The organism is Pseudomonas sp. NPDC087346 (assembly GCF_044744235.1).
Classification (GTDB): domain Bacteria; phylum Pseudomonadota; class Gammaproteobacteria; order Pseudomonadales; family Pseudomonadaceae; genus Aquipseudomonas.
Genome location: NZ_JBIUXX010000026.1, coordinates 52,434 through 77,519, shown reverse-complemented (window position 1 = coordinate 77,519; position 25,086 = coordinate 52,434). Strand labels below are relative to the sequence as shown.

Below are 25,086 nucleotides of genomic sequence, written 5' to 3'. Positions count from 1 at the left end.
CCGGGCCGTTTGATCGGTGTGAAGAGGTGGCTTTATGCACGCGCAAGTACAGACACACGAACACGGTTTGACTGAGCGGGGTGGCAGCCTGCGCTTCAACGGGATCGGCAAGACCTTTCCCGGTGTGAAAGCGCTGGATGGCATCAGCTTCGTCGCCCATCCGGGGCAGGTTCACGCCTTGATGGGCGAGAACGGCGCCGGTAAATCGACCCTGCTGAAAATTCTCGGGGGTGCCTACATTCCCAGCAGTGGCGAGTTGCAGATCGGCGAGCGGACGATGGCTTTCAAGTCCACCGCCGACAGCATCAGCAGCGGCGTCGCGGTGATTCACCAGGAGTTGCATCTGGTCCCGGAAATGACCGTCGCCGAGAACCTGTTTCTCGGCCATCTGCCGGCGAGTTTCGGCCTGATCAATCGCGGGGCGCTGCGCCAGAATGCCTTGGCTTGTCTCAAGGGCCTGGCCGATGAAATCGATCCGCAGACCAAAGTCGGGCGCCTGTCTCTCGGCCAGCGGCAACTGGTGGAAATCGCCAAGGCACTGTCACGCGGCGCACATGTGATCGCGTTCGACGAACCGACCAGCAGCCTTTCGGCGCGCGAGATCGACCGTTTGATGGCGATCATTGGCCGCTTGCGCGACGAGGGCAAAGTGGTGCTCTACGTCTCCCATCGCATGGAAGAAGTGTTCCGCATCTGCGATGCAGTGACCGTGTTCAAGGATGGCCGCTACGTGCGCACATTCGAGGACATGAGCCAGTTGACCCACGATCAACTGGTGACGTGCATGGTCGGTCGCGACATTCAGGACATCTACGATTACCGCGACCGTCCGCGTGGCGCGGTGGCGCTGAAAGTCGATGGTCTGCTCGGGCCGGGCCTGCGTGAGCCGGTGAGTTTCGAGGCGCACAAAGGCGAAATTCTCGGCTTGTTCGGACTGGTCGGGGCAGGGCGCACCGAGTTGTTTCGCTTGCTCAGTGGTCTGGAGCGCAACACCGCCGGAAGCCTCAAGCTGCGCGGTCATGACCTGAAGCTGCGCTCGCCGCGTGACGCGATTGCGGCCGGGATTCTGCTGTGTCCGGAGGACCGCAAGAAGGAAGGGATTATTCCGCTGGCCAGCGTCGCCGAGAACATCAACATCAGTGCGCGGGGCGCCCATTCCGGCTTTGGCTGCCTGATCCGTGGGCTGTGGGAAAAGGGCAACGCCGACAAGCAGATCAAGGCGCTGAAGGTGAAAACACCCCACGCCGGGCAACAGATCAAGTTTCTCTCCGGCGGCAATCAGCAGAAGGCCATTCTCGGTCGCTGGTTGTCGATGCCGATGAAAGTCCTGCTGCTCGACGAGCCGACCCGTGGCATCGATATCGGGGCCAAGGCCGAGATCTACCAGATCATCCATAACCTGGCTGCCGATGGCATTGCGGTGATCGTGGTGTCCAGCGATCTCATGGAGGTCATGGGCATTTCCGACCGCATTCTGGTGCTGTGCGAAGGCGCGTTGCGCGGCGAAGTCAGCCGCGCCGAGGCCAATGAATCCAACTTGCTGCAACTGGCTTTGCCGCGCCAACGCGCTGACGGCGTGGCGAACTGAGAGGTGACTATGATGACGACCCAAAACAAAACCCTGCCAACCGAGCGCAAACCTCTGGACATGCGCCGCTTCCTCGATGATTGGGTCATGTTGCTGGCCGCCATCGGCATTTTTGTCGCTTGTACCTTGTTGATCGACAACTTCCTTTCACCACTGAACATGCGCGGCCTCGGCCTGGCGATTTCCACCACCGGGATTGCCGCGTGCACCATGTTGTATTGCCTGGCGTCTGGGCACTTCGACTTGTCGGTGGGCTCAGTGATTGCCTGCGCCGGCGTGGTCGCGGCAGTGGTGATGCGTGACACCAACAGCGTGTTTCTCGGCGTTTGCGCGGCGCTGTTGATGGGGCTGGTTGTCGGGCTGATCAACGGGATTGTGATCGCCAAGTTACGAGTCAATGCGTTGATCACCACGTTGGCGACCATGCAAATCGTCCGTGGTCTGGCCTACATTTTTGCCAACGGCAAAGCAGTGGGTGTGTCGCAGGAATCGTTCTTCGTGTTTGGTAACGGCCAGTTGTTCGGCGTGCCGGTGCCGATTCTGATCACCATCGTCTGCTTCCTGTTCTTCGGCTGGCTGCTGAATTACACCACCTATGGTCGCAACACCATGGCCATTGGCGGTAATCAGGAAGCGGCGTTGCTGGCCGGGGTGAATGTTGATCGCACCAAGATCATCATCTTCGCTGTGCATGGCTTGATCGGTGCGTTGGCCGGGGTGATTCTGGCCTCGCGGATGACCTCGGGGCAGCCGATGATTGGCCAGGGGTTTGAGCTGACGGTGATTTCCGCATGCGTGCTCGGCGGGGTGTCGTTGAGTGGCGGGATCGGCATGATTCGGCATGTGATTGCCGGGGTGTTGATTCTGGCGATCATCGAGAATGCGATGAACCTGAAGAACATCGACACGTTCTACCAATACGTAATTCGTGGCTCGATCCTGCTGTTGGCGGTGGTCATCGACCGTCTAAAACAAAGGTAACCCGCATTCCCCCTGTAGGAGTGAGCCTGCTCGCGATAGCGTCCCTTCAGCCACATCGATGCTAGATGTGCCAACGTCATCGCGAGCAGGCTCACTCCTACAATAGATCGCGCAGTCTCCCGCCTCTCGTCACCTTCCCCAAATATTCCTTGCTCATACAAGCCCGTTTCGGTTATCAATTTGTACATGATTAGACAGGTACGATTTGACAAGAAACAACGGGTGGTCGACGAACTCGTACGACGCATCGAAAGCGGCCTCATGGAGGACGGCTTTCTGTTGCCCGGCGAGCATCAGTTGGCTCAGGAATTCAAGGTCAGCCGTGGCACGTTGCGCGAAGCGCTGGCCGAGTTGAAAAGGCGCAATTACATCGCCACGCAAAGTGGTGTCGGCTCCATCGTCACCTATGACGGAGTGGTGCTCGACCAGCGCAGCGGCTGGGCGCAGGCGCTGGCCGACACCGGGGCGATGATCAATACCGAAGTGCTGCGTCTCGAAGCCGTGACCCGGCCCGATCTGCTGGCGATGTTCGGCACTGATAAATTCATCACCCTCGACCGTCGCCGCCGTTCCAACGAAGGCACGCTGGTGTCGCTGGAGCGTTCGTTGATGCCCGCCACCGGTGGCCTCGAAAGCCTGCCGCTTGTTGGTCTGATCGACAACTCGCTGACTATCACGCTTGCGGCCTACGGCTACATCGGCGAGCGCGGCGATCAGTGGATCGGCGCCGAACCGTTGAATGCCGTCGACGCCGAACTGCTCGGTCGCCCGCAAGGCACGGTGTTCCTCAAAGCTCTGCGCACTACTTACGACCGGCAGAACCGTTTCATGGAACAGGTCGAAAGCCTGCTCGATCCGGTGCATTTCCGTCTGCACCTGCAATTTGGAGCCTCGAAATGACTGCGCTCAATCGTGCCCTCGGTGCGTTTTATGGCCTGGCCCTTGGCGACGCGCTGGGCATGCCGACTCAATCGCTGGACCGCGAAACCATCAAATCGCGCTTCGGCCAGATCACCGATCTGCAAGACGCCGGCCCGCTGCAACCGATTGCCGCCAACATGCCCAAGGGCTCGATCACCGATGACACCGAACAGGCGATTCTGGTCGGCGAATTGTTGGTTGAAGGCGCTGGCCGGATCGAGCCGGCAGTGCTCGCGCAACGGCTGATCGAATGGGAAGCCGAGATGCAGGCCAAGGGCTCGCAGGATCTGCTCGGGCCTTCGACCAAGCGCGCTATCGAAATGATCCTCGCCGGCCACTCGCCTGAAGAGGCCGGACGTTACGGCACCACTAACGGCGCGGCGATGCGCATCACCCCGGTGGGGATCGCTGCGGATGTGAGCGACCCCGAGCGCTTTATTGCGGCGGTGGTGCAGGCCTGTCAGGTGACGCACAACACCACACTGGGAATCTCCAGTGCGGCAGCGGTGGCGGCAGTGGTCTCGGCCGGGATTAACGGCGTGGACCTCGGTGAGGCGCTGAACCTCGGCCAGCAAATCGCGCAACAAGCGCAGACGCAGGGTCACTGGGTGGCCGGTGGTCGCATCGCTTCGCGCATCAGTTGGGCGCGCACTATCAGTGTCGACAGCGACAAGGCGCTGCTGGCGGATCTGCTCTACGACGTGATCGGCACGTCGGTGGCATCGCAGGAATCGGTGGTGGTTTCGTTCGCGCTGGCGCAGCAAGTTGCCATCGGTGAAATGACCGCGTTCGATGCCTTGTGCATGGCTGCAAGCCTGGGTGGCGACACCGACACCATCGCCGCGATTCTCGGTGCCATGCTCGGGGCCTGCCTGGGTCTTGAGTGCTGGCCTGCGGCGATGATCGAAACGGTGAAAAGCGTCAATCATCTGGAGCTGGAACCGTTAGTGCTGGGGCTTTTGGCTCTGCGCTGACTGGACTGGCGCTATCGCTGGCAGGCCAGCTCCCACAGGGATTGTGTGAACCGCACATTTTCAGTGTGGGAGCTAGCCTGCTAGCGATGGGCGCACCGCCTCCTCAAAAAAATACCCGCAATGGATCGCGCAGACAGGCCCAGGACGGCCGGCATGTCTTGTCGTTTTGCATCATTGCCACAACCACAAAAAAGGCAAACAGGAGCATTTTTCATGAGTTCATCAAGCGCCGGGCAAAGTGCCGGGCAACTGGAAACCCGGGGTATCGAACCGGTGCCGGAAGTCGAGTGCAACGGTCACCCGCTGCAACTGTTCTGGGTCTGGTTCGCCGCCAACATTTCCATCCTCGGCCTGCCGCTGGGCGCCACGCTGGTGGCGTTTCGCGGGTTGGCGATCTGGCAGGCGATCATCGTCGCGATTATCGGAGCGGCCGGTTCGTTCGCCGTGGTCGGGATCATCTCGATTGCCGGTCGGCGCGGTCGTGCGCCGAGCCTGACGCTGTCGCGCGCAATCTTCGGCGTACGCGGCAATATTGGCCCGACGCTGGTCTCGCTGATGTCGCGTCTGGGCTGGGAAACCGTCAACACCACCACCGCCGCGTTCGTGCTGCTGTCGCTGTGCTCGATCCTGTTCGGCTCGCCCGTCGAAGCCAAAAGCGCTCCGGCACTGACGCTACTATTTATCGCGATATTCGTGCTGCTGACCCTGTCGGTCTCGGGCCTTGGCCACGCGACCTTGCTGGTGATCCAGAAGTGGGCGACTTACGTGTTCGGTGCGCTGAACCTGCTGGTCGGCGGCTTCCTTTGCGCGACCATCGACTGGAGCGCGGTGTTCAACGCCACGCCGGCACCAATGAGCGCAATGATCATCGGCATCGGCACCATGGCGGCCGGCACCGGGATCGGTTGGGCCAACGCTGGCGCCGACATGTCGCGCTACCAGCATCGCAGCGTCAAGGCTGTGCGTCTGGTCGCTTCGGCGGCGTTCGGTGCGGGGATTCCGCTGGTGCTGCTGATCACCCTCGGTGGTCTGCTGTCGGTCGGCAACAACGATCTGGCGTCGGCGACTGACCCGATTGTGGCGATCCGCGACATGCTGCCAACCTGGATGGCCGTGCCGTATCTGATCACCGCGTTCGGTGGTCTGCTGCTGTCGAACAACCTGTCGGTGTACTCCGCCGGTTTGACCACGCTGACCCTCGGCCTCAAGGTCAAACGCGTCTACGCGGTGGTGGTTGATATCGTTGCGATCTTCGCCGGGTCGATTTATTTCATGCTGATCGCCGACAGCTTCTACGGCCCGTTCATCACGTTCATTTCCCTGCTGGCGGTGCCGATCACCGCGTGGGTCGGGATCTTCATCGTCGATCTGATTCATCGTCATTACTACAGCCCCAAAGACTTGCTCGACGTCAGCCCGAGCAGTGCCTATTGGTATCGCGGCGGCATCGAGTGGCGCGCATTCGGCGCGTGGGCCATCGCCATCGTGCTCGGTTTCAGCTTCACCACCATCGGCACCACGGCGGAGAATGTCTGGTTCAAGGGCTTCCTGTCCGACTCGTGGCTGGGCCACAACGGCCTCGGCTGGATCGTGACGTTCGTGGTGGCCGGTGGGATTTACTTCGTACTCGGTGGGGCGAAAGATCGCCGTGCCGCGCAAGCCGAGAATGCTCATGCCTAAGATGTTGCACACCGGCCAGGTCATCATCGACCTGGTCATGGCCGTGGATAAATTGCCGCAGATCGGTGGCGATGTACTCGCGAAGTCTGCGGGATTCGAGGCGGGCGGCGGCTTCAATGTGATGGCGGCAGCGGTGCGCAATGGCTTGCCGGTGGTCTATCTCGGTCGCCACGGCACCGGGCGTTTCGGCGATCTGGCGCGGCAGGCGATGAACGCTGAAGGCATCTGCATCGGCATCGAGAAACCTGCCGCGCAAGACACTGGAATCTGCGTGGCGCTGACCGATGCTTCGGCGGAGCGCAGCTTCATTTCCTACATCGGTGCCGAAGGTGAAGTGACTGTCGACGATCTGAACAGCGTCGCGGCGGAGGCGGGGGACTTTGTCTACGTCAGCGGTTATAGCCTGTTGCATGCAGGCAAAGCGCAGGCACTGCTGGACTGGACGTTGGCGCTGCCGACCACCGTCAGTGTGGTGTTCGATCCGGGGCCGTTGGTGGAATCACCGGACTCGCCGTTGATGCAGGCGCTGTTGCCGCGCATTGATGTCTGGACCAGCAACAGCGTCGAAGCGCTGCGGTTTACCGGCGCTGAAGACATTGCCACGGCACTGGATCGTCTCGCTGAGCATCTGCCCGCAGAGGTGCTGATGGTGGTGCGCGACGGGCCGCAGGGTTGCTGGATTCATCAGCGTGATGAACGTAAGCATGTGCCGGGTTTCCCGGTGAAAGCCGTGGACAGCAACGGTGCGGGCGATGCGCATGCCGGGGTGTTTGTGGCTGGATTGGCGCAGGGGCTTGCGGCGGTTGATGCGGCGCGGCGGGCGAATGCTGCGGCGGCTTTGGCGGTAACCCGCTGGGGGCCGGCAACTTCGCCCGGGACTGCTGAGGTGGATGCTTTGATCAGCGGCGGCTGATCTGCCGCCATCGCTAGCAGGCTAGCTCCCACAGAGGATTTTGTGAACGACCATGGTCAACTGTGGGAGCTGGCCTGCCAGCGATGGCTGCATGAGCCTCACTGCAAAATCAGGACTTAACCCGCCTTGCGCAGCGCCACAATCAACTCATCCTTACGCATCGATGAGCGCCCCGGAATCTTCTTCGCGCTGGCCTCTTTACGTAAACTATCGACAGTCTGCGTGTCCCGCGAAGCCTTGCTGCTTCGCGAATGCCCCTCACGACTCGCCGCCGCACGCCGACCCGATTCCTTGCGATCCTCAGACTTGGCGCTCGCCGGTTTCTTGCGTCCGGAACCGCCGGATTTTTCACCGCCGCCGGACTGCTTGTTCACCGTCGCCCAGGCACGCGCTTCGGCCTCATCCTTCGACAAGCCTTTGTGTTCATAGCTGTCTTCGATGTGTTCGGCCTTGCGCTTCTGCTCGGCGGTGTATTTGTCTTTGCTTCCACGAGGCATGGGATTTCTCCTCTTGTTGAAAAGTCCGGCCGCTCGCTGTGCGGCGAGCGGCCGGGGGGTTACTGCAGATCGAGTTTGCGTGCCGCTTCAACACCAGCGGCACTGAGCTTGATGGGCAGGTTCAGCGAGTGTTCGCCGGCCTCGTTGCAGGTCACATGACCGTGATGAATCAGTCCGCGATCCTGCAAGGCAGCGAGGGCGCTGGCCACGACTTTCTCCCCCCGATAATTGTCCAGCACCTCTTTGCCCAACCCGCTCGGATGAGCGTGCAGCAGACGGGTGAGGACTTCTTTTTCCAGGTTTTTATCAACGTTCATGCTTACCTCTTCATGGATGTGGATAGGGTGTGCGTCTGTAGAAATTACTGGCCGGAGCCTTCAGAGCCCGAGCCACCGGTGGTGGTTTTCGAGCCGGTGCCGGTGCCGGAGTTATCTGGCGGAACGGGATTGCCGGACGTGCCGCCCTGGCGACCCGGATCATTGCCTTGGGTACGTGGGTCAGTGCCGGTGGCGGGGGGTAGAGCGCTTTCCACGCCGGAGCCATCGGTGTTCATCCCGGGGGCACTCTGGATGGCGGGGGCTTTCGGCCGTTCGACCGGATCGGTCGGGCCGGTACCGGCGGCAGTGGCGGCAAACGCTGCGGGGCACAGCAGCGCGGTGAATACGAGGGCAGTCAACCTTGACGAGATCATAGGGCGTCTCCAGTGATTGGAATCCATACCTGATCTTTGGCCGCCCTCGCGCGGCATTGGTGCCTGATGAGCGACGAACGGTCTAGACCGACGCTGCGGTTTTGCTTTTGACGCGGCGTGCGAACAAGCGGCCAACGGTGATCAGCCAGTTCAACAGCGCCACCGCCAGCACCGTCATCAGCAGCGCGGGCATGCCCTGTTCAACGATGATTTTCCCCGCCAGCAACGGAAAGCCGAACACCCCGATGAAGTAGGCAAGACTGAACAACAGCAACGCCTGCGAGGTAGTGCCGGGCGGAGCTTCGTTGGCGGCGAGGCCGTTGATCACCGAGTAGGTCAAGCCATATCCGACGCCGAGCATCACGGCGGCGAGCAGGTAGCTGAAGCCGTTGTGCACGCCGAACGCGAATATCACGATCGACGCGAGCATCAACCCCGACAACAAACACGAAGCGCGCAACGGATCACGCTTGACCACGATGCCGGCGATCAACATGCGACTGCTGATCGCCGCGCTCATGAAGCCAAGGAAGAACAACGAATAATCCAGCGAGCGCATCGCGGCGTAGCTGGTCTGGAAACCCGACAGACCGCCGAACACGCAACCGCCGAGGCCGACCATGATGATCGGGAACAACGCTCGTGAGCTGAGCACTTGCGTGGTCGCCCGCCATGAAATGCGTGCCGCCGAGGTGCTCTGGCTGCCGCTCAATCGTGTGCCGAGTCGCCAGAACAACAGCACGCCAATCAGGCTCGCCAACGCCGCCAGATAAAACGCCGAGGTCACCGGCAAGCCGAGTGCACTGGCCGCACGCCCGAGCAACGGGCCGCTGCCGATCCCGGTCATCATGCTCCCGGAGAGCAGGGCGAAATATTTCGCCCGCTGCGTCGGCGTCACCAGGCTGGCGACGATGATCGGCCCCAACGTATAAAAAACACCCCAGCCGAGGCCGAGCAACAAACCGAAAAACAGCAGCAGATGACCGAAGCCCGGGGTCAGCGCAAAACCCAGACTGGCCACGACCAGCAACAGGCCGAACAAGGCAATCGAGCGTGCGGCGCCGAGCATGTCGGACAGGTGCCCGGACATCAGCACCGCGACGAACGTGCTGAGCATCGCCGCGCTGATCACGCTGCCGGCGTCGTGTTCATTGCCGCCGCGTGAACCGATCAGCAGCGACAACAAAAACGTCGCGCCGTAAGACAGCGACAACAGATAACTGGCGAGGCAGAACAGGCCGAACAATCTGCCGGAAACCTGAGGTGTTGCTGGCGGCATGACGCGGTTCCTTGACCGAAAAAGTGAGCGTCATCTATCTAACACGTCGGGCTTGGGAGTTAGGTCTGAGGTTCGTGATCTCAGGATCGCTGCGGGCCGGAGTAATGCGCTCAGACGATGCCGATTTCTTCCTTGAACTGCTCCATGAAACCTTTCAGGCGTTGATGGCGTAGTTGCGCCAGACGCTGGCCGGCGGCGGTCTGAAAGCCGTCGGCGAGGTGCAGCAGCTTGGTCTGGAAATGGTCGAGGCAGAAACGTGTGTCGTCGTAGTCACGTTCTTTGGCTTCGGGATCATTCGGGTCGTACAGCGCCGAACCCATGCGTCCGGCGACATAGAAGGTGCGGGCGACGCCGAGCATGCCCAATGAATCGAGGCGGTCGGCGTCCTGGACGATTTTCGCTTCAAGGGTCAGCGGCGTGATGTTGGCGGAAAAACTGTGGGCTTCGATGGCGTGGCTGATGGCGATGATTTTTTTTTCAGGCCAGTGCATTTCCAGCAGTACCGACGTGGCTTTTTTTGCCGCCAGACGCGAGGCTTGTGAGCGCAACGGCGAGTTCTTTTCCACCGAGACACAGTCGTGCAGCAACACCGCTGCAAGCAGCACTTCGAGGTCGCCGCCTTCTTCGGCCTGCAAAGTGCGCGCGTTGTGCCACACGCGTTGCAGATGCGAGAGATCGTGGGCGCCGTCTTCCGAAGGTTCGAGGGCGTGGGGCAGCAACCTGGCTGCGAGTGTCGCCAGAGGAGCAAAAGCGAGATTATTCATGAGCGTCCTTTCAAATTGTCGCTATTTTCAAGCTGATGGTAGTCCTGTGGTGAGGGGATTTATCCCCGACGGACTGCGTAGCAGTCCCCTTTGCCGGACTGGAAAGAAGGGCCGCTTCGCGCCCCATCGGGGATAAATCCCCTCGCCACAATGCTCAGTGTTACTGAAGTGATGTGTGTTTTGTTATGTGACGAGCGCCGCGCCGCACCTTAGTATGTCCTTTTCCATTTCCGACAAGGCCCGTCCATGACGATCGAGATCCGCCCGGCGACCCCCAGCGATGCACCGCAAATCCTCGCGTTCATCACCGAACTCGCCGATTTCGAAAAGGCTCGTCATGAAGTCATCGCCAGTGTTGCCGACATCGAGCGCAGCCTGTTCGGCGAAGGCGCTACCGCGCATGGCTTGATCTGCCTGCGCGACGGCCTGCCGATCGGTTTCGCGGTGTTCTTCTTCAGCTACTCGACCTGGCTGGGCAGCAACTGCCTGTACCTCGAAGACCTCTACATCACCCCGGAGCAACGTGGTGGCGGCGCCGGTAAAACCCTGTTGCGGCATCTGGCAAAAATCGCCTGTGCCAACGACTGTGGCCGCTTCGAATGGAGCGTGCTCGACTGGAACACCCCGGCCATCGACTTCTACAAATCCCTCGGCGCCCAGCCGCAGGAAGAATGGGTGCGCTACCGCATGGATGGCAAGGTTTTGCGTGAGTTTGCCGAGGGTTGATTGCGGTGATGGCAATCCAATATTAATTAGATTGTCGCCAACGCTCTAGTCCGGCATTCTACGCGCCATTTTTGCGCGCTCACGGACGACACCTGCAATGCCTCTGGCACAAATTCTTCACGCCCGTGGAGCCTTCGCTGCGTCAATGAGTGACCGGCGATGAGCGGACTACGGGCGTCAATGCGTCTGTACGGCCTGGTGAAAAACTCAGGCTCTAGCGACGATCCCCAGCGTCAGCCGGTGGACATTCTCTGCATCGTCAATCGCATGGGCGGCAAAGCCATCCGTGCGTTCGTTTCGCGGCTCGACGCCGAACTGATGGCGCGTAGCGCAGGGCTCGATGGCTATCGCGTTATCCCGTTGCGCAACTTCGATCCGAATGGGTTCATCGACGCCCATCAGGGCTGGCTGATGCTGCACGTCTGCTGCGGCTTCGTTGCGGTGGCGGGTGATTCGCTGCTGCACGAAGGTGCCTTGTCGCCGATGGGCTGGTACGTCTATTCCGAGATCGGCCAGTGGACTGCCGAACATCATCTGGACCTCGGCGCGCAAATGGCCGAGCTGCTGCAGACCACCTACGAACAGATACGCCTGCGCAACTACAACGCCTGGCTCAACCAACTCGATGACGCCACGCCCGCCGAACTGGGCTGGCAAGTCGATGAAGCCTGGCGCCTCGTGCAAACCGTTACGCCCCGCGACAGCCGTGAGCATTGCCACGCATTGTTCGACCCGGTCGACAACCGCTGGCGCTTCGCCGCGACCGACGTCGATATCTATCAGCCGCCCCCGGAACCCCAGAAGCAAGGAGCTTTGAATTGAGTGGTAAACCCGCTGCACGCGTCACCGACCCGACCGCCTGCCCATTGCCCGGTCACGGCAACAACCCGATCGTCTCCGGCTCACCGGACGTATTTTTCGACGGCCTCGCCGCTGCACGCATGACCGATAAATCGGCGTGCGGCAGCCCGATTACCGGCGCAGTGTCCGCCACCGTATTCATCAACGGCCTGAACGCCGCGATGCTCGACAGCACCGGAGGACATGGCAATGTCGTGGTCGGTGGATCAGGGACCGTGATTATTGGCCAGAGCGGCGGAGGGGCGGCGTTTAGCGGGTTGTTGCCGATGCCGGTGCATTTCACTGACAGGTTGCAAGTGGTAAATGATGCCACTGGGGAACCTGTGCCTTATCACCCTTACACCATTCAGCGTGGTGACGGCAGTGAAGAGCATGGCATTACTGATGCGTCAGGATTTACGCATACTGTCAGTTCACATCTGGCAGAAACCATCAAATTGTTTGTGGAGTGATTGCTGTGGCTGAAGAAAGTGCGGCAGCAAAGGCAAGTTTGCCAAAAAGAGAAGCATGTGATCATGCCTTGACAGACCCGAAAGATACCTGCGTAAAAAAAGTAGCTATCTGTGTAAAAAATATCTATGTGTTTTTTGTCGGTGGTGCAGGAGATCAGGAGCGCTACTATGTCAGTGGCCCCAACTGGAACGTCAACTACGTACGCGATCTGGTTGTCGAAGATGCTGATAGTTTAGGTTATGCGTACCGTTGTCCTGTATTTCCGTTGGCCTATAACAAGTTTATTACTGATGAAGATTTGAATACCAATATTCTTAGCAAGATACCTGATATGGCGACTGCCATTTATATTGTTGGTCATAGTTTGGGTGGTTGGAATGGTGCGCACCTTTCCAGTGTTTTGACCGATAAAGGGTACAACGTGAGAATGTTGATTACTCTAGACCCTGTTGGGCAAGGTAAAATTGTTTATGGTCTTTCAAAAATATATAAGCAGGTGCCCAAGCCTAAAGCAGATTTCTGGGTAAATGTACGAGCTGCCAAAGTCAATGACCGTAATTTTTCCGACTTCATTGCCGACATGGGAGAGCAGTGGGAAATCACATCGGGACCCAATGTCAACGGCACAGTTGATGTCAACCATGCGTTCGCCAACGTGATGTTCACAAAGCCGCTGGCAGGTGGAAAATCGGCACGCCAACTGATGGCTGAGTCGATACTCAGTTTTTTTAGAGAGCAAAAATGAAACGTTTTTTTGTAACTTTATTTGCGCTATCGTTTTTGGTTTCATGTTCTACCGATCATGGACGTCCCGTCGCTACGCTTAGTTATGATCGTGTTGAAGTAACTCAGGGTAGTCTAGGTATTCTCATAAGTTTCACCAGCGATACCGATCTTTTGGCCTTGTTCGGTCCTGCCATTGGAGAGGGGCTTGTCTGTGCGCTGGAAGACGATCTTGATTTTTCGATTGGGCATTATTTGAAGCGCTCCGGACGCGGTAGTGTCAGGTTCATCAATGACACGACGGGAGGGCATTACGAATCAAAAGTAATTTTTCGCGAGGCCGGAAAGTTACAGGGAGAGGAACTGATTCTCGGAGGGAAAGCGTTGCGTGATGTTTTGGTCAAGAAAGAATTTATAGCGTGTGCCTTTAGAGTTCACACTACCTCCAACAGGACGTATGTATCTAGCATCATGCATGTTCCAACCATCGATTTGGTGCAGGCGATCGATACACATTAAACCCCCCTCCCCAATGATTGAGGCAGTCTACGGAATGCCTCAATCACCGTTTTACTGTCGCTTCCCTGCACATCGCTCCTTTGAGATCTTCGTGATGGCGGCCCCCGATAGTCAGCCTTGTCAGGATAAAAATTAGCACGCACTCAAATCCCACAATATGGGAATGATATTTATATATTGAGATTTTCCTCCGCCAAGGTTTATAGTCCGTCGCACTCACTGCCAAAAACAAAACAGGTGAAGCGATGCTGGCGCAATTGATCGCGCTCGATTGGGGGACAACCTCATTACGTGCTTACAAACTCGCGGCGGACGGTGTGGTGCTGGAGCAGCGTTCGCTGTCGTCCGGGATCATGCAGTTGCCGAAGACGCCGCGAATCATCAACGGTCGTGAATGCGCCGATGGTTTTGAACTGGCCTTCGATGAGGCCTGTGGCGATTGGCTAGATGCGCAGCCGGAGCTGCCGGTGATCGCATGCGGCATGGTCGGCAGCGCTCAGGGCTGGCGCGAAGCGGCCTACCGCGATACACCCGCAAACGTCGCGGATCTCGGAAACTCCCTACAAACAATACGCAGTCTGCGCGACACGCTGGTGCACATCGTGCCGGGTGTGATTCAGCGTTCGCGTCTGCCGAACGTGATGCGCGGCGAAGAAACCCAGGTGCTCGGCGTCCTGCAAAACCTGACGCCGGAGGCGGGCGGCGATCTGTTGATCGGCCTGCCGGGCAGTCATTCGAAATGGGTGGAAGTGGCCGACGGCTGCATCACCCGTTTCGACACCTTCATGACCGGCGAAGTATTCGCCGTGCTCAGCGAACACAGCATTCTTGGCCGCACCCAGCAGCAAGGCGCAACGTTCGATGCTCAGGCGTTTGATCGCGGTGTGCAGGTGGCGCTGTCGGCGGACGGTGAACTGGGCGTGTTGTCGACGCTGTTCAGTGCCCGCACGTTGGGCCTGACCGGTGAACTCAGCCCGACGGCGCAAGCCGATTATCTGTCCGGTCTGATGATCGGCCATGAACTGGCAGCGCTCGCCGCTGTGCAGCGGCAACGACGCAACAGCGTGCATCTGCCGTCAATCATCCTCATCGGCAACAGCCAACTCTGTGCCCGGTATAGCCGTGCCCTCGACGCCTGCGGTTTCGCCAAGGTGACGCTGGCCGAACAGGCTACCGAGCGTGGCTTGTGGCAACTGGCGCTGGCCGCCGGACTGCTCGATTCCTCATCCCGTTAACCCTCGTCTGGAGGCTGACATGCTCAAGCAAGCATTGGCGCAAAACGGTCTGATCGCGATTCTGCGTGGCCTGCATCCGCAGGAAGCTGCCGCTATCGGAGAAGTCCTGTATGCCGCCGGATTCCGCGTCATTGAAGTGCCGCTTAATTCCCCATCGCCGTACGAAAGTATCCGCATCCTGCGCAAGACGTTGCCCGCTGATTGCCTGATCGGTGCCGGTACGGTATTGACCCCGGAACAGGTCGAGCTGGTGAAAGACGCCGGCGGCCAGGTCATCGTCATGCCACACAGCGACGCCAAAGTGCTGCGTGCAGCGAAAGCGGCGGGGCTGTTTCTGTCGCCGGGTGTTGCCACGCCGACTGAAGCGTTTGCGGCGCTGGAGGAGGGCGCGGACATTCTGAAAATGTTCCCGGCCGAGCAAATGGGCCCGGCGGTCGTCAAAGCCTGGCTCGCGGTGCTGCCGTCCGGCACGGTGCTGGCGCCGGTTGGCGGCATCACCCCGGACAACATGCAGGCGTTTATCGACGCTGGCGTCAAAGGCTTCGGCCTCGGTTCAGGCTTGTTCAAACCGGGCATGACGGCTGAACAAGTGGCGGTGAATGCCAAGGCCTACGTTGCTGCCTGGAAAGCCCTTAGCTAAGACTTTTTGGCGCCGGGTGCGCCACATCGGATAAGAGAGACAACAAGATGAAAATCACCAAACTCACCACGTTTATCGTCCCGCCGCGCTGGTGCTTCCTCAAGGTCGAAACCGACGAAGGTGTGACCGGTTGGGGCGAGCCTGTGGTTGAAGGTCGCGCGCATACCGTTGCCGCTGCGGTTGACGAATTGTCTGACTACCTGATCGGCAAAGACCCACGCAACATCGAGGACATCTGGACCGTGTTATATCGCGGCGGTTTCTACCGTGGCGGCGCGATCCACATGAGCGCGCTGGCCGGTATCGATCAGGCGCTGTGGGACATCAAGGGCAAAGCGCTCGGCGTGTCGGTCAGCGATCTGCTCGGTGGTCAGGTACGTGACAAGATTCGTGTGTATTCGTGGATCGGCGGCGACCGTCCGGCAGACACCGCACGGGCAGCGAAGGAGGCGGTGAGCCGTGGTTTCACTGCGGTGAAAATGAACGGCACCGAAGAGCTGCAGTTCCTCGATTCCTTCGAGAAAGTCGATCTGGCGCTGGCCAACGTTGCCGCCGTACGTGACGCGGTCGGGTCGAATGTCGGCATCGGTGTCGACTTCCATGGCCGGGTACACAAGCCGATGGCCAAGGTGCTGATGAAGGAGCTCGATCCGTACAAACTGATGTTTATCGAAGAGCCGGTACTCAGCGAAAACTACGAAGCGTTGAAAGAACTAGCGCCACTGACCAGCACGCCGATTGCCCTCGGTGAGCGGCTGTTCTCGCGTTGGGACTTTAAACGCGTGTTGAGCGAAGGCTACGTCGACATCATTCAACCGGATGCGTCCCACGCGGGCGGCATCACCGAAACCCGCAAGATCGCCAACATGGCTGAAGCCTACGATGTAGCGCTGGCGCTGCATTGCCCGTTGGGCCCGATTGCACTGGCGGCCTGTTTGCAACTGGACGCGGTTTGTTACAACGCGTTTATCCAGGAGCAGAGCCTGGGCATTCACTACAACGAGAGCAACGACTTGCTCGATTACGTCAAAGACCCGCGCGTGTTCGACTACGACAAGGGCTTCGTGAAGATCCCGAACGGCCCGGGCCTGGGCATCGAGATCAACGAGGAATACGTGATCGAACGCGCCGCCGTCGGCCACCGCTGGCGCAATCCAATCTGGCGCCATGCCGATGGCAGCTTTGCCGAGTGGTGAGTTCTCTCTAAACCACCACAAATCCCTGTGGGAGCCAGCCTGCTGGCGATTCAGTCAACTTGATGGTGACTGACACACCGCCATCGCCAGCAGGCTGGCTCCCACAGTTTGATCTCCACCGGATGGGAGATCTGCGTCATGACCTCAATAAACATAAAAAGAGGCTCTCCCCATGCAACCGCAAACCCTCACCGGGCAGGCGTCTTTAGTCACGCCTAGCCGTAAGCGGTTTTTTATCATGGTGTTGCTGTTTATCACCGTGGTCATCAACTACCTCGACCGCAGCAACCTGTCGATTGCCGCCCCGGCGCTGACCAGTGAGCTGGGGATCGACCCGATCCATGTCGGTCTGATCTTCTCCGCCTTCGGCTGGACCTACGCCGCAATGCAAATCCCCGGCGGCTGGCTGGTGGATCGCGTGCCGCCACGCATCCTTTATAGCGTCGCGCTGCTGTTGTGGTCGATTGCCACGGTGATGCTCGGTTTCGCCGCAAGCTTCATTGCGCTGTTCGTATTGCGCATGGCCGTGGGTGCGCTGGAGGCGCCGGCTTATCCGATCAACAGCCGCGTGGTCACCACCTGGTTTCCCGAGCGCGAACGCGCCACCGCGATTGGTTTCTACACCTCTGGCCAGTTCGTCGGGCTGGCGTTTCTCACGCCGGTGCTGGCCTGGCTGCAGCACGAATTCGGCTGGCACATGGTGTTCGTCGCAACCGGTGCGGTGGGCATCATTTGGGCGGCGATCTGGTACGCGGTGTATCGCGAACCGCGAGATTTCAAAGGCGCCAACGACGCGGAAATCGATCTGATCCGTGAGGGTGGCGGGCTGGTGGATATCCAGGCTGAAAGCGCCAAGGTCAAAGCCAAATTCAGTTGGGTCGACCTCGGAATTGTCCTGAGCAAACGCAAGCTCTGGGGCATCTACCTCGGCCAGTTCTGCCTGAACTCGACGCTGTGGTTTTTCCTGACGTGGTTCCCGACTTATCTGGTGAAGTATCGCGGCATGGACTTCATCAAGTCCGGTCTGCTGGCATCGCTGCCGTTTCTCGCTGCGTTTGTCGGCGTGTTGTGCTCGGGTTTCTTTTCCGACTTTTTGATTCGCCGTGGCTACACCGTCGGTTTTGCGCGCAAGTTGCCGATCATTGGCGGGCTGCTGATTTCCACCTCGATCATCGGCGCCAACTTCGTCGAATCGACGCCGTTGGTGATCGCCTTTCTGGCGCTGGCGTTTTTCGGCAATGGACTGGCGTCGATTACCTGGTCGCTGGTGTCGACTCTGGCCCCGGCGCGGCTGCTCGGTTTGACCGGTGGCGTGTTTAATTTCATCGGCAACCTGTCGGCGATTACCACGCCTATCGTGATCGGGTTCCTCGCCAGCGGTGATTCGTTTGCCCCGGCGATTACCTATATCGCAGTTCTGGCATTGATCGGTGCTTTGTCCTACGTGCTGCTGGTGGGCAAGGTCGAGCGTATCGAGTTGTAGTCGCCTGCGTCGGGCGACCATAATGCCGCCCGTTCCCTCGCTCAACGGTAAAGGCTGGATATGCAGGAAGACGCCCCAAAGACCACCAAGGACGCCGCGCCCACCGGCACTCAGACCCTGCTTCGCGGGCTCGGTGTGGTGCAGGCGGTCGCCAGTGGTGCCCGCGATCTCAAGGAGATTGCCCGGCTGATCGGCACCACACGCAGCACCACCCACCGTCTGGCCAGTTGCCTGGTTGATGAGCGTTACCTGCGTGTGGTGCCGCAAGTCGGTTATCTGCTGGGGCCGAAGCTGATCGAGCTGGGTTTTCAGGCGCGTGAAGAGTTGCCGCTGGTGAGCCTGGCCGGGCCATATCTGGACGAGTTGTCGGCACTGACCGGCGACACCGTGCACCTGGGCATTCGTGAAGGCGACGAGGTGCTTTATCTACTGAAAAATCCGGGGCGCAACGGCCCGGAAATGCGTTCGCGGGTCGGTCATCGCATGCCGCTGGCACGCACCGGGATCGGCAAGGCGCTGATGCTCGACGACACGCCGCAGGGTTGGCAGCGCCTGTACGACATCAGCCTGCCGGCCGGTGGGAAAAGTCAGTTCTGGCCGCAGCATCCCCAGCAGTCGTGGGAACAGCTCGAACAGCGGATGACCGAATACGTGGCCGGTGGCTACGCGTTCGATCTGGAAGACAACGAACCGTCGATCCGCTGCGTGGCGGCGCCGATTCGGGATGCGAGCAAGCGGATCGTGGCGGCGATCAGTATTGCCAGCACCGTGCCGTACATGCCGCTGGAAAAAATGGCCGAGCTGATCCCCCTGATCAAAGGGGTCACAGCGCGGCTTTCAGCTGAGCTCGGTCTGAAGATTTAAACCTTCAGCGTCGCCATGTCGATGACGAAGCGGTACTTCACGTCACCGGCGATCATTCGGGCGTAAGCCTCGTTGATTTGACGGATGTCGAGCATTTCGATGTCGCAGGTGATGTTGTGTTCGGCGCAGAAATCCAGCACTTCCTGGGTTTCTGCCACGCCACCGATCAGCGAACCGGCCAACACGCGACGACCCAAGACCAGTTTTGCCGCATGCACCGGTGGATCAATCGGCTCGATCAGGCCGACCAGAATGTGCACGCCATCGAAGCGCAGGGTGTCGAGGTACGGGTTGAGGTCGTGCTGCACCGGAATGGTGTCGAGCAAGAAGTCGAAATGCCCGGCGGCGGCTTTCATCTGCTCGGCGTCGGTGGAGACGATCACATGGTCGGCGCCCTGACGACGACCTTCTTCAGCCTTGCTCGCCGAGCGAGTGAAGAGCGTGACTTCCGCGCCCATCGCCTTGGCGAACTTGATGCCCATGTGGCCAAGGCCACCCATGCCGAGAATCCCGACTTTGTCGCCAGCCTTGACGCCGTAGTGCTTGAGCGGCGAGTAAGTGGTGATGCCGGCGCAGAGAATCGGCGCGGCGCTGGCCAGGTCGAGCTTCTCCGGGATGCGCACCACGAAGTGCTCGCTGACCACGATGCTGTCAGAGTAGCCGCCCATGGTGTTGCTGCCATCAACCCGGTCCGGGGTGGCGTAAGTCATGGTCGGGCCTTCGAGGCAGTATTGCTCAAGGTTCGACTGGCAGGCTTCGCAAGTGCGGCACGAGTCGACCATGCAGCCGACACCGACCAGATCGCCTACTTTGTGCTGAGTAACGTTCGCACCGATGGCGGTGACTTTTCCGACGATCTCGTGGCCAGGCATCAGCGGATACACCGCGATGCCCCATTCGTTGCGTGCCTGGTGGATGTCGGAGTGGCAAACGCCGCAATACAGGATCTCGATCGCCACGTCGTCAGCGCGAGGGCTGCGGCGTTCGAATTTCATCGGGGCGAGGGGCGTGGTGGCCGATTGGGCGGCATAGCCGATGGCGGTATACATGAGGAACCTCGCAGAACAAGTGACGGGTGAGGTGGTGCATTCTGGGCGCCGAACTGTGCTGCGGCCATGACGATTCCTCCGCGTCTCATGCCTAATCCTCCGGCATGCAGGTTTGATCAAGCGCATTGGCAAAAGGATCTGCGATGATGCTTTCATGCCCCTTTTCCATGATTTTTTACGAAGAACATTTCGATGCAGTTGACCCGCCACCTGGACGCCAATGCCACATTGGTTTCGCTGATTGAACCGCTGACGGCCCGCGACGGATATACCCAGACCGGGCTGCCGGGCGTGCAGGTGTTGCGCGCCAGTTGTGATGTCGCCCGTGGCCCGCATATCTATGAGCCGAGCCTGATGATCATTGCCCAGGGCAGCAAACTGGCGTTTCTCGGGCCGCGCACCATGGAATATGGCGCGGGTCATTACCTGATTCAGGCGCTGCCGGTTCCGTTCGAATGTGAAACCTTTGCCTTGCCGAACGCGCCGTTGCTCGGGGTTTCGATCGCCATTGATCGGGTGATGCTGGGTGAACTGGTGTTGGCCATGGGGCTGGCGCCGGGCCGGCATATTCCGGCGCAGACACCGGAGTCGATGACCTCGGTGGTGCTCGACGATGACATGCGTGGTTGTGTCGAAAGGCTGCTGAGCTGTCTGCACGATCCGCTGGAATGCCAGATTCTCGGCCCGGCGCGGATGCGTGAATTGTTGTTCACCGCGTTGCGCGGGCCGCAGGCTGATGTGTTGCGGGCGTTGGTGGAGCAGCAAGGGCAGTTCGCCCGGGTGGCGGCATCGATCAGTCATTTGCACGCGCATTACACCGAGCCGTTGAATGTCGAGACGCTGGCCGGTTGCGCGAACATGAGTGTTTCGACGTTCCATGAGCATTTCAAGCGCAGTACGTTGTTGTCGCCAGTGCAGTATCTGAAGCGCTTGCGCTTGCTCAAGGCGCAGACGTTGCTGGTGGCTGAGGGGTTGGGTGTGGCGCAGGTGGCGCATCGGGTGGGGTATCAGAGTACGTCGCAGTTCAGTCGTGAATATAAGCGCTACTTTGAGCGCAGCCCCGGGGGTGAACGCGCGGCCTGAGTTACGGTTAATCCCTGTAGGAGTGAGCCTGCTCGCGATGGTGGTGTGTCAGCTTACGATGATGCTGACTGATACACCGCTATCGCGAGCAGGCTCACTCCTACAGTAGTTTTGGGTCGCTATCTAAATTGCAGGCAACAAAAAGGCCCCCATTCGGGAGCCTCAATGTTCAGCGGTTCGGCTTACATGTTCGGGTAAGTCGGGCCGCCAGCGCCTTCCGGCGTAACCCAGGTGATGTTCTGCGAAGGGTCCTTGATGTCACAGGTCTTGCAGTGCACGCAGTTCTGGGCGTTGATCTGGAAGCGCTTCTCGCCGTCTTCCTTGGTGATCACTTCGTATACGCCTGCCGGGCAGTAGCGTTGCGCCGGTTCGTCGTACAGCGGCAGGTTCTTGCTGATCGGGATGCTCGGATCGGTCAGCTTCAGGTGGCACGGCTGCTCTTCTTCATGGTTGGTACCAGAGATGAACACCGAGCTGAGCTTGTCGAAGCTGAGTTTGCCGTCCGGTTTCGGGTAGTCGATCTTCTTGCAGTCGGCCGCCAGTTTGAGGCAAGCGTAATCCGGCTTGGTGTCGTGCAGGGTGAACGGCAGTTTGCCGCCGAAGATGTTCTGATCCAGCCAGTTGAAACCACCGCCGACGATGGCGCCGAACTTGTGGATCGCCGGGCCGAAGTTACGGCTGGCAAACAGTTCGTCGTAGAGCCAGCTCTTCTTGAACGCGTCGACGTAAGTGGTCAGCTCTTCAGTGCCGTCCTTTTCCGCGAACAGCGCGTCAGCTACCGATTCAGCCGCGAGCATGCCGGACTTCATCGCGGTGTGGCTGCCTTTGATTTTGGCGAAGTTCAGAGTGCCGAGGTCGCAACCGATCAGCGCGCCGCCCTTGAAGACCATTTTCGGCAGCGAGTTCAGGCCACCTTTGCAGATGGCGCGAGCGCCGTAGCTGATGCGCTTGCCGCCTTCCAGATACTGAGCGAGTACCGGGTGATGCTTGAGGCGCTGGAACTCGTCGAACGGCGACAGGTAAGTGTTGCTGTAGGACAGGTCAACGATCAGGCCGACCACCACCTGATTGTTTTCCAGGTGATAAAGGAACGAGCCGCCGGTGTTCTCGGTGCCCATGATGTCCAGCGGCCAGCCAGCGGTGTGCACGACCAGACCTGGCTGATGCTTGGCTGGATCGATTTCCCAGATTTCTTTCAGACCGATGCCGTAGTGCTGAGCGTCGGCATCGCTGTCGAGGTTGTAACGCTTGATCAGTTGCTTGCCGATATGGCCACGGCAGCCTTCGGCGAACAGCGTGTATTTGCCACGCAGTTCCATGCCCGGGGTGTACAGGCCTTCTTTCGGATGGCCTTCACGGTCAACGCCCAGATCACCGGTGATGATTCCGCGAACGATGCCGTTCTCATCGATCAGCGCTTCCTGAGCGGCGAAGCCCGGGTAGATTTCCACGCCCAGGTTCTCGGCCTGTTGGGCCAGCCAGCGGCACAGGTTGCCGAGGGAAATAATATAGTTGCCTTCGTTGTGCATGGTCTTGGGCACAAAGAGGTCAGGGATTTTCTGCGCGCTTTCGGCGTTTTTCAGCACGAAAATGTCATCGCGAGTAACTGGCGTGTTCAGCGGGGCGCCGAGTTCTTTCCAGTCCGGGAACAGTTCGTTCAGAGCCCGTGGCTCGAATACGGCACCGGAGAGGATGTGTGCGCCGACTTCGGAGCCTTTTTCGACCACGCAGACGCTGATTTCCTTACCGGCTTCGGCGGCCTTCTGCTTCAAACGGCAGGCGGCGGACAGGCCAGCGGGGCCGGCACCGACGATGACCACGTCGAATTCCATGTATTCGCGTTCCACAGGCTATCTCCTACTCAAGGCTCAACAGTTTTTTTTCTAATTGGAGGTTCGATGTCGCATCCGCACTGCCTTTACGTTAACGTAAAGCAGAGTAATGGATAGCCCACCTTTCTCTCTAGGGGGCGCATTATATCTACACCACTCTTAGCGTCCAATACAAACGTTTGTTTGAATCGGCTCCAGCCCAGTGAAATCAAAGAAGCGCGGCTTATGACTGGCCATTTTGCCGTATTGACCGGAATAGGCGTTCCGGTCAAGATACGGTCGGTTTTGCGCTCGCCGTAGGCTGACTGGTGGTTTCAAGAGCACCTCTAAAGACAGGGCGTAGGCAGTACGGGTGATGCGCAGCGCAGGTTTGGCGCGCAGTTTACACACGGTGAAGCGGCATGACTTATCGGTCACCACTGACGAACGGTCATCGAGCTTTGCAACGTGGAATCACACCGTGCACAAGCCGGCGTTTTTAGAGGTGCCCTTGTGCCCGCTGAGCATCAACCGCCAGGTTCGCCTAGGCGACTTTCTTTTCACCGGAGAGTAACGAGGAATCCATGAAGGTTCTTGTAGCTGTCAAACGCGTTGTGGACTACAACGTCAAGGTCCGCGTCAAGGCGGACAATTCCGGCGTCGATCTCGCCAACGTCAAGATGTCGATGAACCCGTTCTGCGAAATCGCAGTGGAAGAAGCCGTACGCCTGAAAGAGAAAGGTGTTGCGACTGAAATCGTCGTCGTCTCCATCGGCCCGACCACCGCTCAGGAACAGTTGCGTACCGCACTGGCTCTGGGTGCCGACCGCGCCATCCTCGTCGAATCCGCTGAAGATCTGACTTCGCTCGCCGTGGCCAAACTGCTCAAGGCAGTGGTCGACAAGGAACAGCCTCAGCTGGTGATCCTCGGCAAACAGGCCATCGACAGCGACAACAACCAGACCGGCCAGATGCTCGCAGCACTGAGCGGCTACGGTCAGGGCACTTTCGCTTCGAAAGTCGAAGTTTCGGGCGACAGCGTTGCCGTGACTCGCGAAATCGACGGCGGCGCGCAAACTGTTTCCCTGAAACTGCCTGCGATCGTCACCACCGACCTGCGTTTGAACGAGCCGCGCTACGCGTCTCTGCCAAACATCATGAAAGCCAAGAAGAAGCCTCTCGAAGTGCTGACTCCGGATGCTTTGGGCGTTTCCACCGCCTCCACCAACAAGACCCTGAAAGTCGAAGCGCCGGCTGCACGCAGCGCTGGTATCAAGGTCAAGTCGGTGGCTGAACTGGTCGAGAAACTGAAAAACGAAGCGAAGGTAATCTAATCATGACTATCTTGGTAATCGCTGAACACGACAACAAAGTGCTGGCCCCGGCCACACTGAACACCGTGGCTGCTGCTGCCAAAATCGGCGGCGACATCCACGTGCTGGTTGCAGGTCAGGGCGCTGGCGCCGTGGCTGAAGCCGCTGCGAAAATCGCTGGCGTGAGCAAAGTCCTGAACGCTGACAATGCCGCTTACGCGCATCAGCTGCCGGAAAACGTTGCTCCACTGGTCGCAGAGCTGGGCAAGGGCTACAGCCACATCCTGGCTGCCGCCACTTCCAACGGCAAAAACATCCTGCCGCGCGTTGCCGCACAGCTGGACGTTGACCAGATCTCCGAGATCATCTCGGTAGAAAGCGCTGACACCTTCAAGCGTCCAATCTACGCCGGTAACGCGATTGCCACCGTGCAATCGAATGCCGCCGTGAAAGTCATCACCGTGCGTGCCACCGGTTTCGACCCGGTTGCTGCTGAAGGTGGTTCGGCTGCTGTTGAAGCTGTTGCTGCTGCTCACGACGCTGGCACTTCGAGCTTCGTTGGCGAAGAACTGGCCAAGTCTGATCGTCCTGAGCTGACCGCTGCCAAGATCGTCGTATCCGGCGGCCGTGGCATGCAGAACGGTGACAACTTCAAACACCTGTACGCTCTGGCCGACAAGCTGGGCGCTGCCGTGGGCGCTTCCCGCGCTGCGGTCGACGCAGGTTTCGTGCCGAACGACATGCAGGTCGGTCAGACCGGCAAAATCGTTGCGCCACAGCTGTACATCGCCGTCGGTATCTCCGGCGCGATCCAGCATCTGGCCGGCATGAAAGACTCCAAA

Annotated in this window: 26 protein-coding genes; 19 read left to right on the top strand and 7 right to left on the bottom strand. The window is 59.4% G+C overall.

Annotated elements, in window-relative coordinates:
• Positions 1–34 precede the first annotated feature (34 nt).
• The 6 genes from araG (at position 35) to ACIOZM_RS17000 (ending at position 7,057) form a co-directional block, all read left to right on the top strand.
• On the top strand, positions 35–1,588 hold the full coding sequence (gene araG, locus ACIOZM_RS17025) for an L-arabinose ABC transporter ATP-binding protein AraG (RefSeq protein WP_401215927.1): 1,554 nt from the start codon (positions 35–37) through the stop codon (positions 1,586–1,588).
• Positions 1,589–1,600: 12 nt separating this feature from the next.
• Positions 1,601–2,569 carry an L-arabinose ABC transporter permease AraH gene (gene araH / locus ACIOZM_RS17020; protein WP_401215925.1) on the top strand — a complete coding sequence of 323 codons (969 nt, stop codon included), beginning with the start codon at positions 1,601–1,603 and terminating at the stop codon, positions 2,567–2,569.
• Positions 2,570–2,755: 186 nt separating this feature from the next.
• Entirely contained in the window at positions 2,756–3,469 is a 714-nt protein-coding gene (locus ACIOZM_RS17015) for a GntR family transcriptional regulator (RefSeq protein ID WP_401215923.1), read from the top strand.
• Complete coding sequence (locus tag ACIOZM_RS17010; protein WP_401215921.1) at positions 3,466–4,464, top strand: ADP-ribosylglycohydrolase family protein; 999 nt, start codon at positions 3,466–3,468, stop codon at positions 4,462–4,464. The genes ACIOZM_RS17015 and ACIOZM_RS17010 overlap by 4 nt, the downstream gene beginning before the upstream one ends.
• A 213-nt stretch (positions 4,465–4,677) precedes the next feature.
• Positions 4,678–6,144, top strand: coding sequence for a purine-cytosine permease family protein (locus ACIOZM_RS17005; protein ID WP_401215919.1), 1,467 nt, complete (start codon positions 4,678–4,680; stop codon positions 6,142–6,144).
• A complete protein-coding gene (locus ACIOZM_RS17000) occupies positions 6,137–7,057 on the top strand; it encodes a PfkB family carbohydrate kinase (protein ID WP_401215917.1) in 921 nt (306 codons plus the stop codon). The genes ACIOZM_RS17005 and ACIOZM_RS17000 overlap by 8 nt, the downstream gene beginning before the upstream one ends.
• Before the next feature lie 116 nt (positions 7,058–7,173).
• On the opposite strand, the gene ACIOZM_RS16995 is transcribed toward ACIOZM_RS17000, so the two are convergent.
• The 5 genes from ACIOZM_RS16995 to ACIOZM_RS16975 all read right to left on the bottom strand — a co-directional run bounded on the left by ACIOZM_RS16995 (position 7,174) and on the right by ACIOZM_RS16975 (position 10,288).
• Complete coding sequence (locus ACIOZM_RS16995; RefSeq protein ID WP_401215915.1) at positions 7,174–7,554, bottom strand: Rho termination factor N-terminal domain-containing protein; 381 nt, start codon at positions 7,552–7,554, stop codon at positions 7,174–7,176.
• A gap of 59 nt (positions 7,555–7,613) precedes the next feature.
• Positions 7,614–7,871, bottom strand: a complete 258-nt coding sequence (locus tag ACIOZM_RS16990) for a hypothetical protein (protein WP_016986009.1) — start codon at positions 7,869–7,871, stop codon at positions 7,614–7,616.
• Between the two features lie 44 nt (positions 7,872–7,915).
• Entirely contained in the window at positions 7,916–8,245 is a 330-nt protein-coding gene (locus tag ACIOZM_RS16985; protein ID WP_401215913.1) for a hypothetical protein, read from the bottom strand.
• An 82-nt stretch (positions 8,246–8,327) separates the two neighbouring features.
• The gene (locus tag ACIOZM_RS16980; RefSeq protein WP_401215911.1) at positions 8,328–9,524 is read right to left on the bottom strand and encodes an MFS transporter; all 1,197 of its coding nucleotides are present in this window, start codon (positions 9,522–9,524) and stop codon (positions 8,328–8,330) included.
• Positions 9,525–9,634: 110 nt separating this feature from the next.
• Positions 9,635–10,288, bottom strand: coding sequence for an HD domain-containing protein (locus ACIOZM_RS16975; RefSeq protein ID WP_401215909.1), 654 nt, complete (start codon positions 10,286–10,288; stop codon positions 9,635–9,637).
• Positions 10,289–10,534: 246 nt separating this feature from the next.
• Between ACIOZM_RS16975 and ACIOZM_RS16970 the strand changes: the two genes are divergently transcribed.
• The 10 genes from ACIOZM_RS16970 (at position 10,535) to ACIOZM_RS16925 (ending at position 18,988) form a co-directional block, all read left to right on the top strand.
• Positions 10,535–11,014 carry a GNAT family N-acetyltransferase gene (locus ACIOZM_RS16970; RefSeq protein WP_166224709.1) on the top strand — a complete coding sequence of 160 codons (480 nt, stop codon included), beginning with the start codon at positions 10,535–10,537 and terminating at the stop codon, positions 11,012–11,014.
• 159 nt (positions 11,015–11,173) lie between these two features.
• On the top strand, positions 11,174–11,836 hold the full coding sequence (locus ACIOZM_RS16965) for a hypothetical protein (RefSeq protein WP_401215907.1): 663 nt from the start codon (positions 11,174–11,176) through the stop codon (positions 11,834–11,836).
• Entirely contained in the window at positions 11,833–12,327 is a 495-nt protein-coding gene (locus ACIOZM_RS16960; protein ID WP_401215905.1) for a PAAR domain-containing protein, read from the top strand. The genes ACIOZM_RS16965 and ACIOZM_RS16960 overlap by 4 nt, the downstream gene beginning before the upstream one ends.
• Before the next feature lie 5 nt (positions 12,328–12,332).
• Positions 12,333–13,073: an alpha/beta hydrolase gene (locus ACIOZM_RS16955; RefSeq protein WP_401215903.1), complete on the top strand. Its 741-nt coding sequence runs from the start codon at positions 12,333–12,335 to the stop codon at positions 13,071–13,073.
• The gene (locus ACIOZM_RS16950) at positions 13,070–13,570 is read left to right on the top strand and encodes a hypothetical protein (protein ID WP_401215901.1); all 501 of its coding nucleotides are present in this window, start codon (positions 13,070–13,072) and stop codon (positions 13,568–13,570) included. Before ACIOZM_RS16955 ends, ACIOZM_RS16950 begins: the two co-directional genes overlap by 4 nt.
• A 245-nt stretch (positions 13,571–13,815) precedes the next feature.
• Positions 13,816–14,805: a 2-dehydro-3-deoxygalactonokinase gene (locus ACIOZM_RS16945; RefSeq protein ID WP_401215899.1), complete on the top strand. Its 990-nt coding sequence runs from the start codon at positions 13,816–13,818 to the stop codon at positions 14,803–14,805.
• Between the two features lie 19 nt (positions 14,806–14,824).
• Positions 14,825–15,445 (top strand): 2-dehydro-3-deoxy-6-phosphogalactonate aldolase, encoded by a 621-nt coding sequence (locus tag ACIOZM_RS16940; RefSeq protein ID WP_401215897.1) that lies wholly within the window; start codon positions 14,825–14,827, stop codon positions 15,443–15,445.
• A 47-nt stretch (positions 15,446–15,492) separates the two neighbouring features.
• Positions 15,493–16,641 (top strand): galactonate dehydratase, encoded by a 1,149-nt coding sequence (gene dgoD, locus ACIOZM_RS16935; RefSeq protein ID WP_401215895.1) that lies wholly within the window; start codon positions 15,493–15,495, stop codon positions 16,639–16,641.
• A 172-nt stretch (positions 16,642–16,813) separates the two neighbouring features.
• Positions 16,814–18,124: an MFS transporter gene (locus tag ACIOZM_RS16930; RefSeq protein WP_401215894.1), complete on the top strand. Its 1,311-nt coding sequence runs from the start codon at positions 16,814–16,816 to the stop codon at positions 18,122–18,124.
• A 60-nt stretch (positions 18,125–18,184) separates the two neighbouring features.
• The gene (locus tag ACIOZM_RS16925; RefSeq protein ID WP_401215892.1) at positions 18,185–18,988 is read left to right on the top strand and encodes an IclR family transcriptional regulator; all 804 of its coding nucleotides are present in this window, start codon (positions 18,185–18,187) and stop codon (positions 18,986–18,988) included.
• On the opposite strand, the gene ACIOZM_RS16920 is transcribed toward ACIOZM_RS16925, so the two are convergent.
• On the bottom strand, positions 18,985–20,037 hold the full coding sequence (locus ACIOZM_RS16920; protein WP_401215891.1) for an NAD(P)-dependent alcohol dehydrogenase: 1,053 nt from the start codon (positions 20,035–20,037) through the stop codon (positions 18,985–18,987). The two genes, ACIOZM_RS16925 and ACIOZM_RS16920, sit on opposite strands and share 4 nt — an antisense overlap.
• A gap of 192 nt (positions 20,038–20,229) precedes the next feature.
• Here ACIOZM_RS16920 and ACIOZM_RS16915 point away from each other — a divergent pair, with 192 nt between their 5' ends.
• Entirely contained in the window at positions 20,230–21,120 is an 891-nt protein-coding gene (locus tag ACIOZM_RS16915; protein WP_401215889.1) for an AraC family transcriptional regulator N-terminal domain-containing protein, read from the top strand.
• Positions 21,121–21,302: 182 nt separating this feature from the next.
• On the opposite strand, the gene ACIOZM_RS16910 is transcribed toward ACIOZM_RS16915, so the two are convergent.
• Positions 21,303–22,967 (bottom strand): electron transfer flavoprotein-ubiquinone oxidoreductase, encoded by a 1,665-nt coding sequence (locus ACIOZM_RS16910; RefSeq protein ID WP_401215887.1) that lies wholly within the window; start codon positions 22,965–22,967, stop codon positions 21,303–21,305.
• Between the two features lie 548 nt (positions 22,968–23,515).
• On the opposite strand from ACIOZM_RS16910, the gene ACIOZM_RS16905 reads away from it, so the two are divergent.
• Complete coding sequence (locus ACIOZM_RS16905) at positions 23,516–24,265, top strand: electron transfer flavoprotein subunit beta/FixA family protein (RefSeq protein WP_007908338.1); 750 nt, start codon at positions 23,516–23,518, stop codon at positions 24,263–24,265.
• Positions 24,266–24,267: 2 nt separating this feature from the next.
• Positions 24,268–25,086: electron transfer flavoprotein subunit alpha/FixB family protein (locus ACIOZM_RS16900; protein ID WP_401215885.1), on the top strand; the 819-nt coding region annotated here is incomplete at its 3' end.

Excerpts from the sequence above, each read along its gene's own strand:
- ACIOZM_RS16995 (WP_401215915.1), bottom strand. The coding sequence starts at position 7,554 with ATGCCTCGTGGAAGCAAAGACAAATACACCGCCGAGCAGAAGCGCAAG.
- ACIOZM_RS17015 (WP_401215923.1), top strand. The coding sequence starts at position 2,756 with ATGATTAGACAGGTACGATTTGACAAGAAACAACGGGTGGTCGACGAA.
- araH (WP_401215925.1), top strand. The coding sequence starts at position 1,601 with ATGACGACCCAAAACAAAACCCTGCCAACCGAGCGCAAACCTCTGGAC.
- dgoD (WP_401215895.1), top strand. The coding sequence starts at position 15,493 with ATGAAAATCACCAAACTCACCACGTTTATCGTCCCGCCGCGCTGGTGC.
- araG (WP_401215927.1), top strand. The coding sequence starts at position 35 with ATGCACGCGCAAGTACAGACACACGAACACGGTTTGACTGAGCGGGGT.
- ACIOZM_RS16950 (WP_401215901.1), top strand. The coding sequence starts at position 13,070 with ATGAAACGTTTTTTTGTAACTTTATTTGCGCTATCGTTTTTGGTTTCA.
- ACIOZM_RS16985 (WP_401215913.1), bottom strand. The coding sequence starts at position 8,245 with ATGATCTCGTCAAGGTTGACTGCCCTCGTATTCACCGCGCTGCTGTGC.
- ACIOZM_RS16940 (WP_401215897.1), top strand. The coding sequence starts at position 14,825 with ATGCTCAAGCAAGCATTGGCGCAAAACGGTCTGATCGCGATTCTGCGT.
- ACIOZM_RS16930 (WP_401215894.1), top strand. The coding sequence starts at position 16,814 with ATGCAACCGCAAACCCTCACCGGGCAGGCGTCTTTAGTCACGCCTAGC.
- ACIOZM_RS16965 (WP_401215907.1), top strand. The coding sequence starts at position 11,174 with ATGAGCGGACTACGGGCGTCAATGCGTCTGTACGGCCTGGTGAAAAAC.
- ACIOZM_RS16975 (WP_401215909.1), bottom strand. The coding sequence starts at position 10,288 with ATGAATAATCTCGCTTTTGCTCCTCTGGCGACACTCGCAGCCAGGTTG.
- ACIOZM_RS16990 (WP_016986009.1), bottom strand. The coding sequence starts at position 7,871 with ATGAACGTTGATAAAAACCTGGAAAAAGAAGTCCTCACCCGTCTGCTG.
- ACIOZM_RS17005 (WP_401215919.1), top strand. The coding sequence starts at position 4,678 with ATGAGTTCATCAAGCGCCGGGCAAAGTGCCGGGCAACTGGAAACCCGG.
- ACIOZM_RS16920 (WP_401215891.1), bottom strand. The coding sequence starts at position 20,037 with ATGTATACCGCCATCGGCTATGCCGCCCAATCGGCCACCACGCCCCTC.
- ACIOZM_RS16905 (WP_007908338.1), top strand. The coding sequence starts at position 23,516 with ATGAAGGTTCTTGTAGCTGTCAAACGCGTTGTGGACTACAACGTCAAG.
- ACIOZM_RS17000 (WP_401215917.1), top strand. The coding sequence starts at position 6,137 with ATGCCTAAGATGTTGCACACCGGCCAGGTCATCATCGACCTGGTCATG.
- ACIOZM_RS16915 (WP_401215889.1), top strand. The coding sequence starts at position 20,230 with ATGCAGTTGACCCGCCACCTGGACGCCAATGCCACATTGGTTTCGCTG.
- ACIOZM_RS16945 (WP_401215899.1), top strand. The coding sequence starts at position 13,816 with ATGCTGGCGCAATTGATCGCGCTCGATTGGGGGACAACCTCATTACGT.
- ACIOZM_RS16980 (WP_401215911.1), bottom strand. The coding sequence starts at position 9,524 with ATGCCGCCAGCAACACCTCAGGTTTCCGGCAGATTGTTCGGCCTGTTC.
- ACIOZM_RS17010 (WP_401215921.1), top strand. The coding sequence starts at position 3,466 with ATGACTGCGCTCAATCGTGCCCTCGGTGCGTTTTATGGCCTGGCCCTT.
- ACIOZM_RS16970 (WP_166224709.1), top strand. The coding sequence starts at position 10,535 with ATGACGATCGAGATCCGCCCGGCGACCCCCAGCGATGCACCGCAAATC.
- ACIOZM_RS16925 (WP_401215892.1), top strand. The coding sequence starts at position 18,185 with ATGCAGGAAGACGCCCCAAAGACCACCAAGGACGCCGCGCCCACCGGC.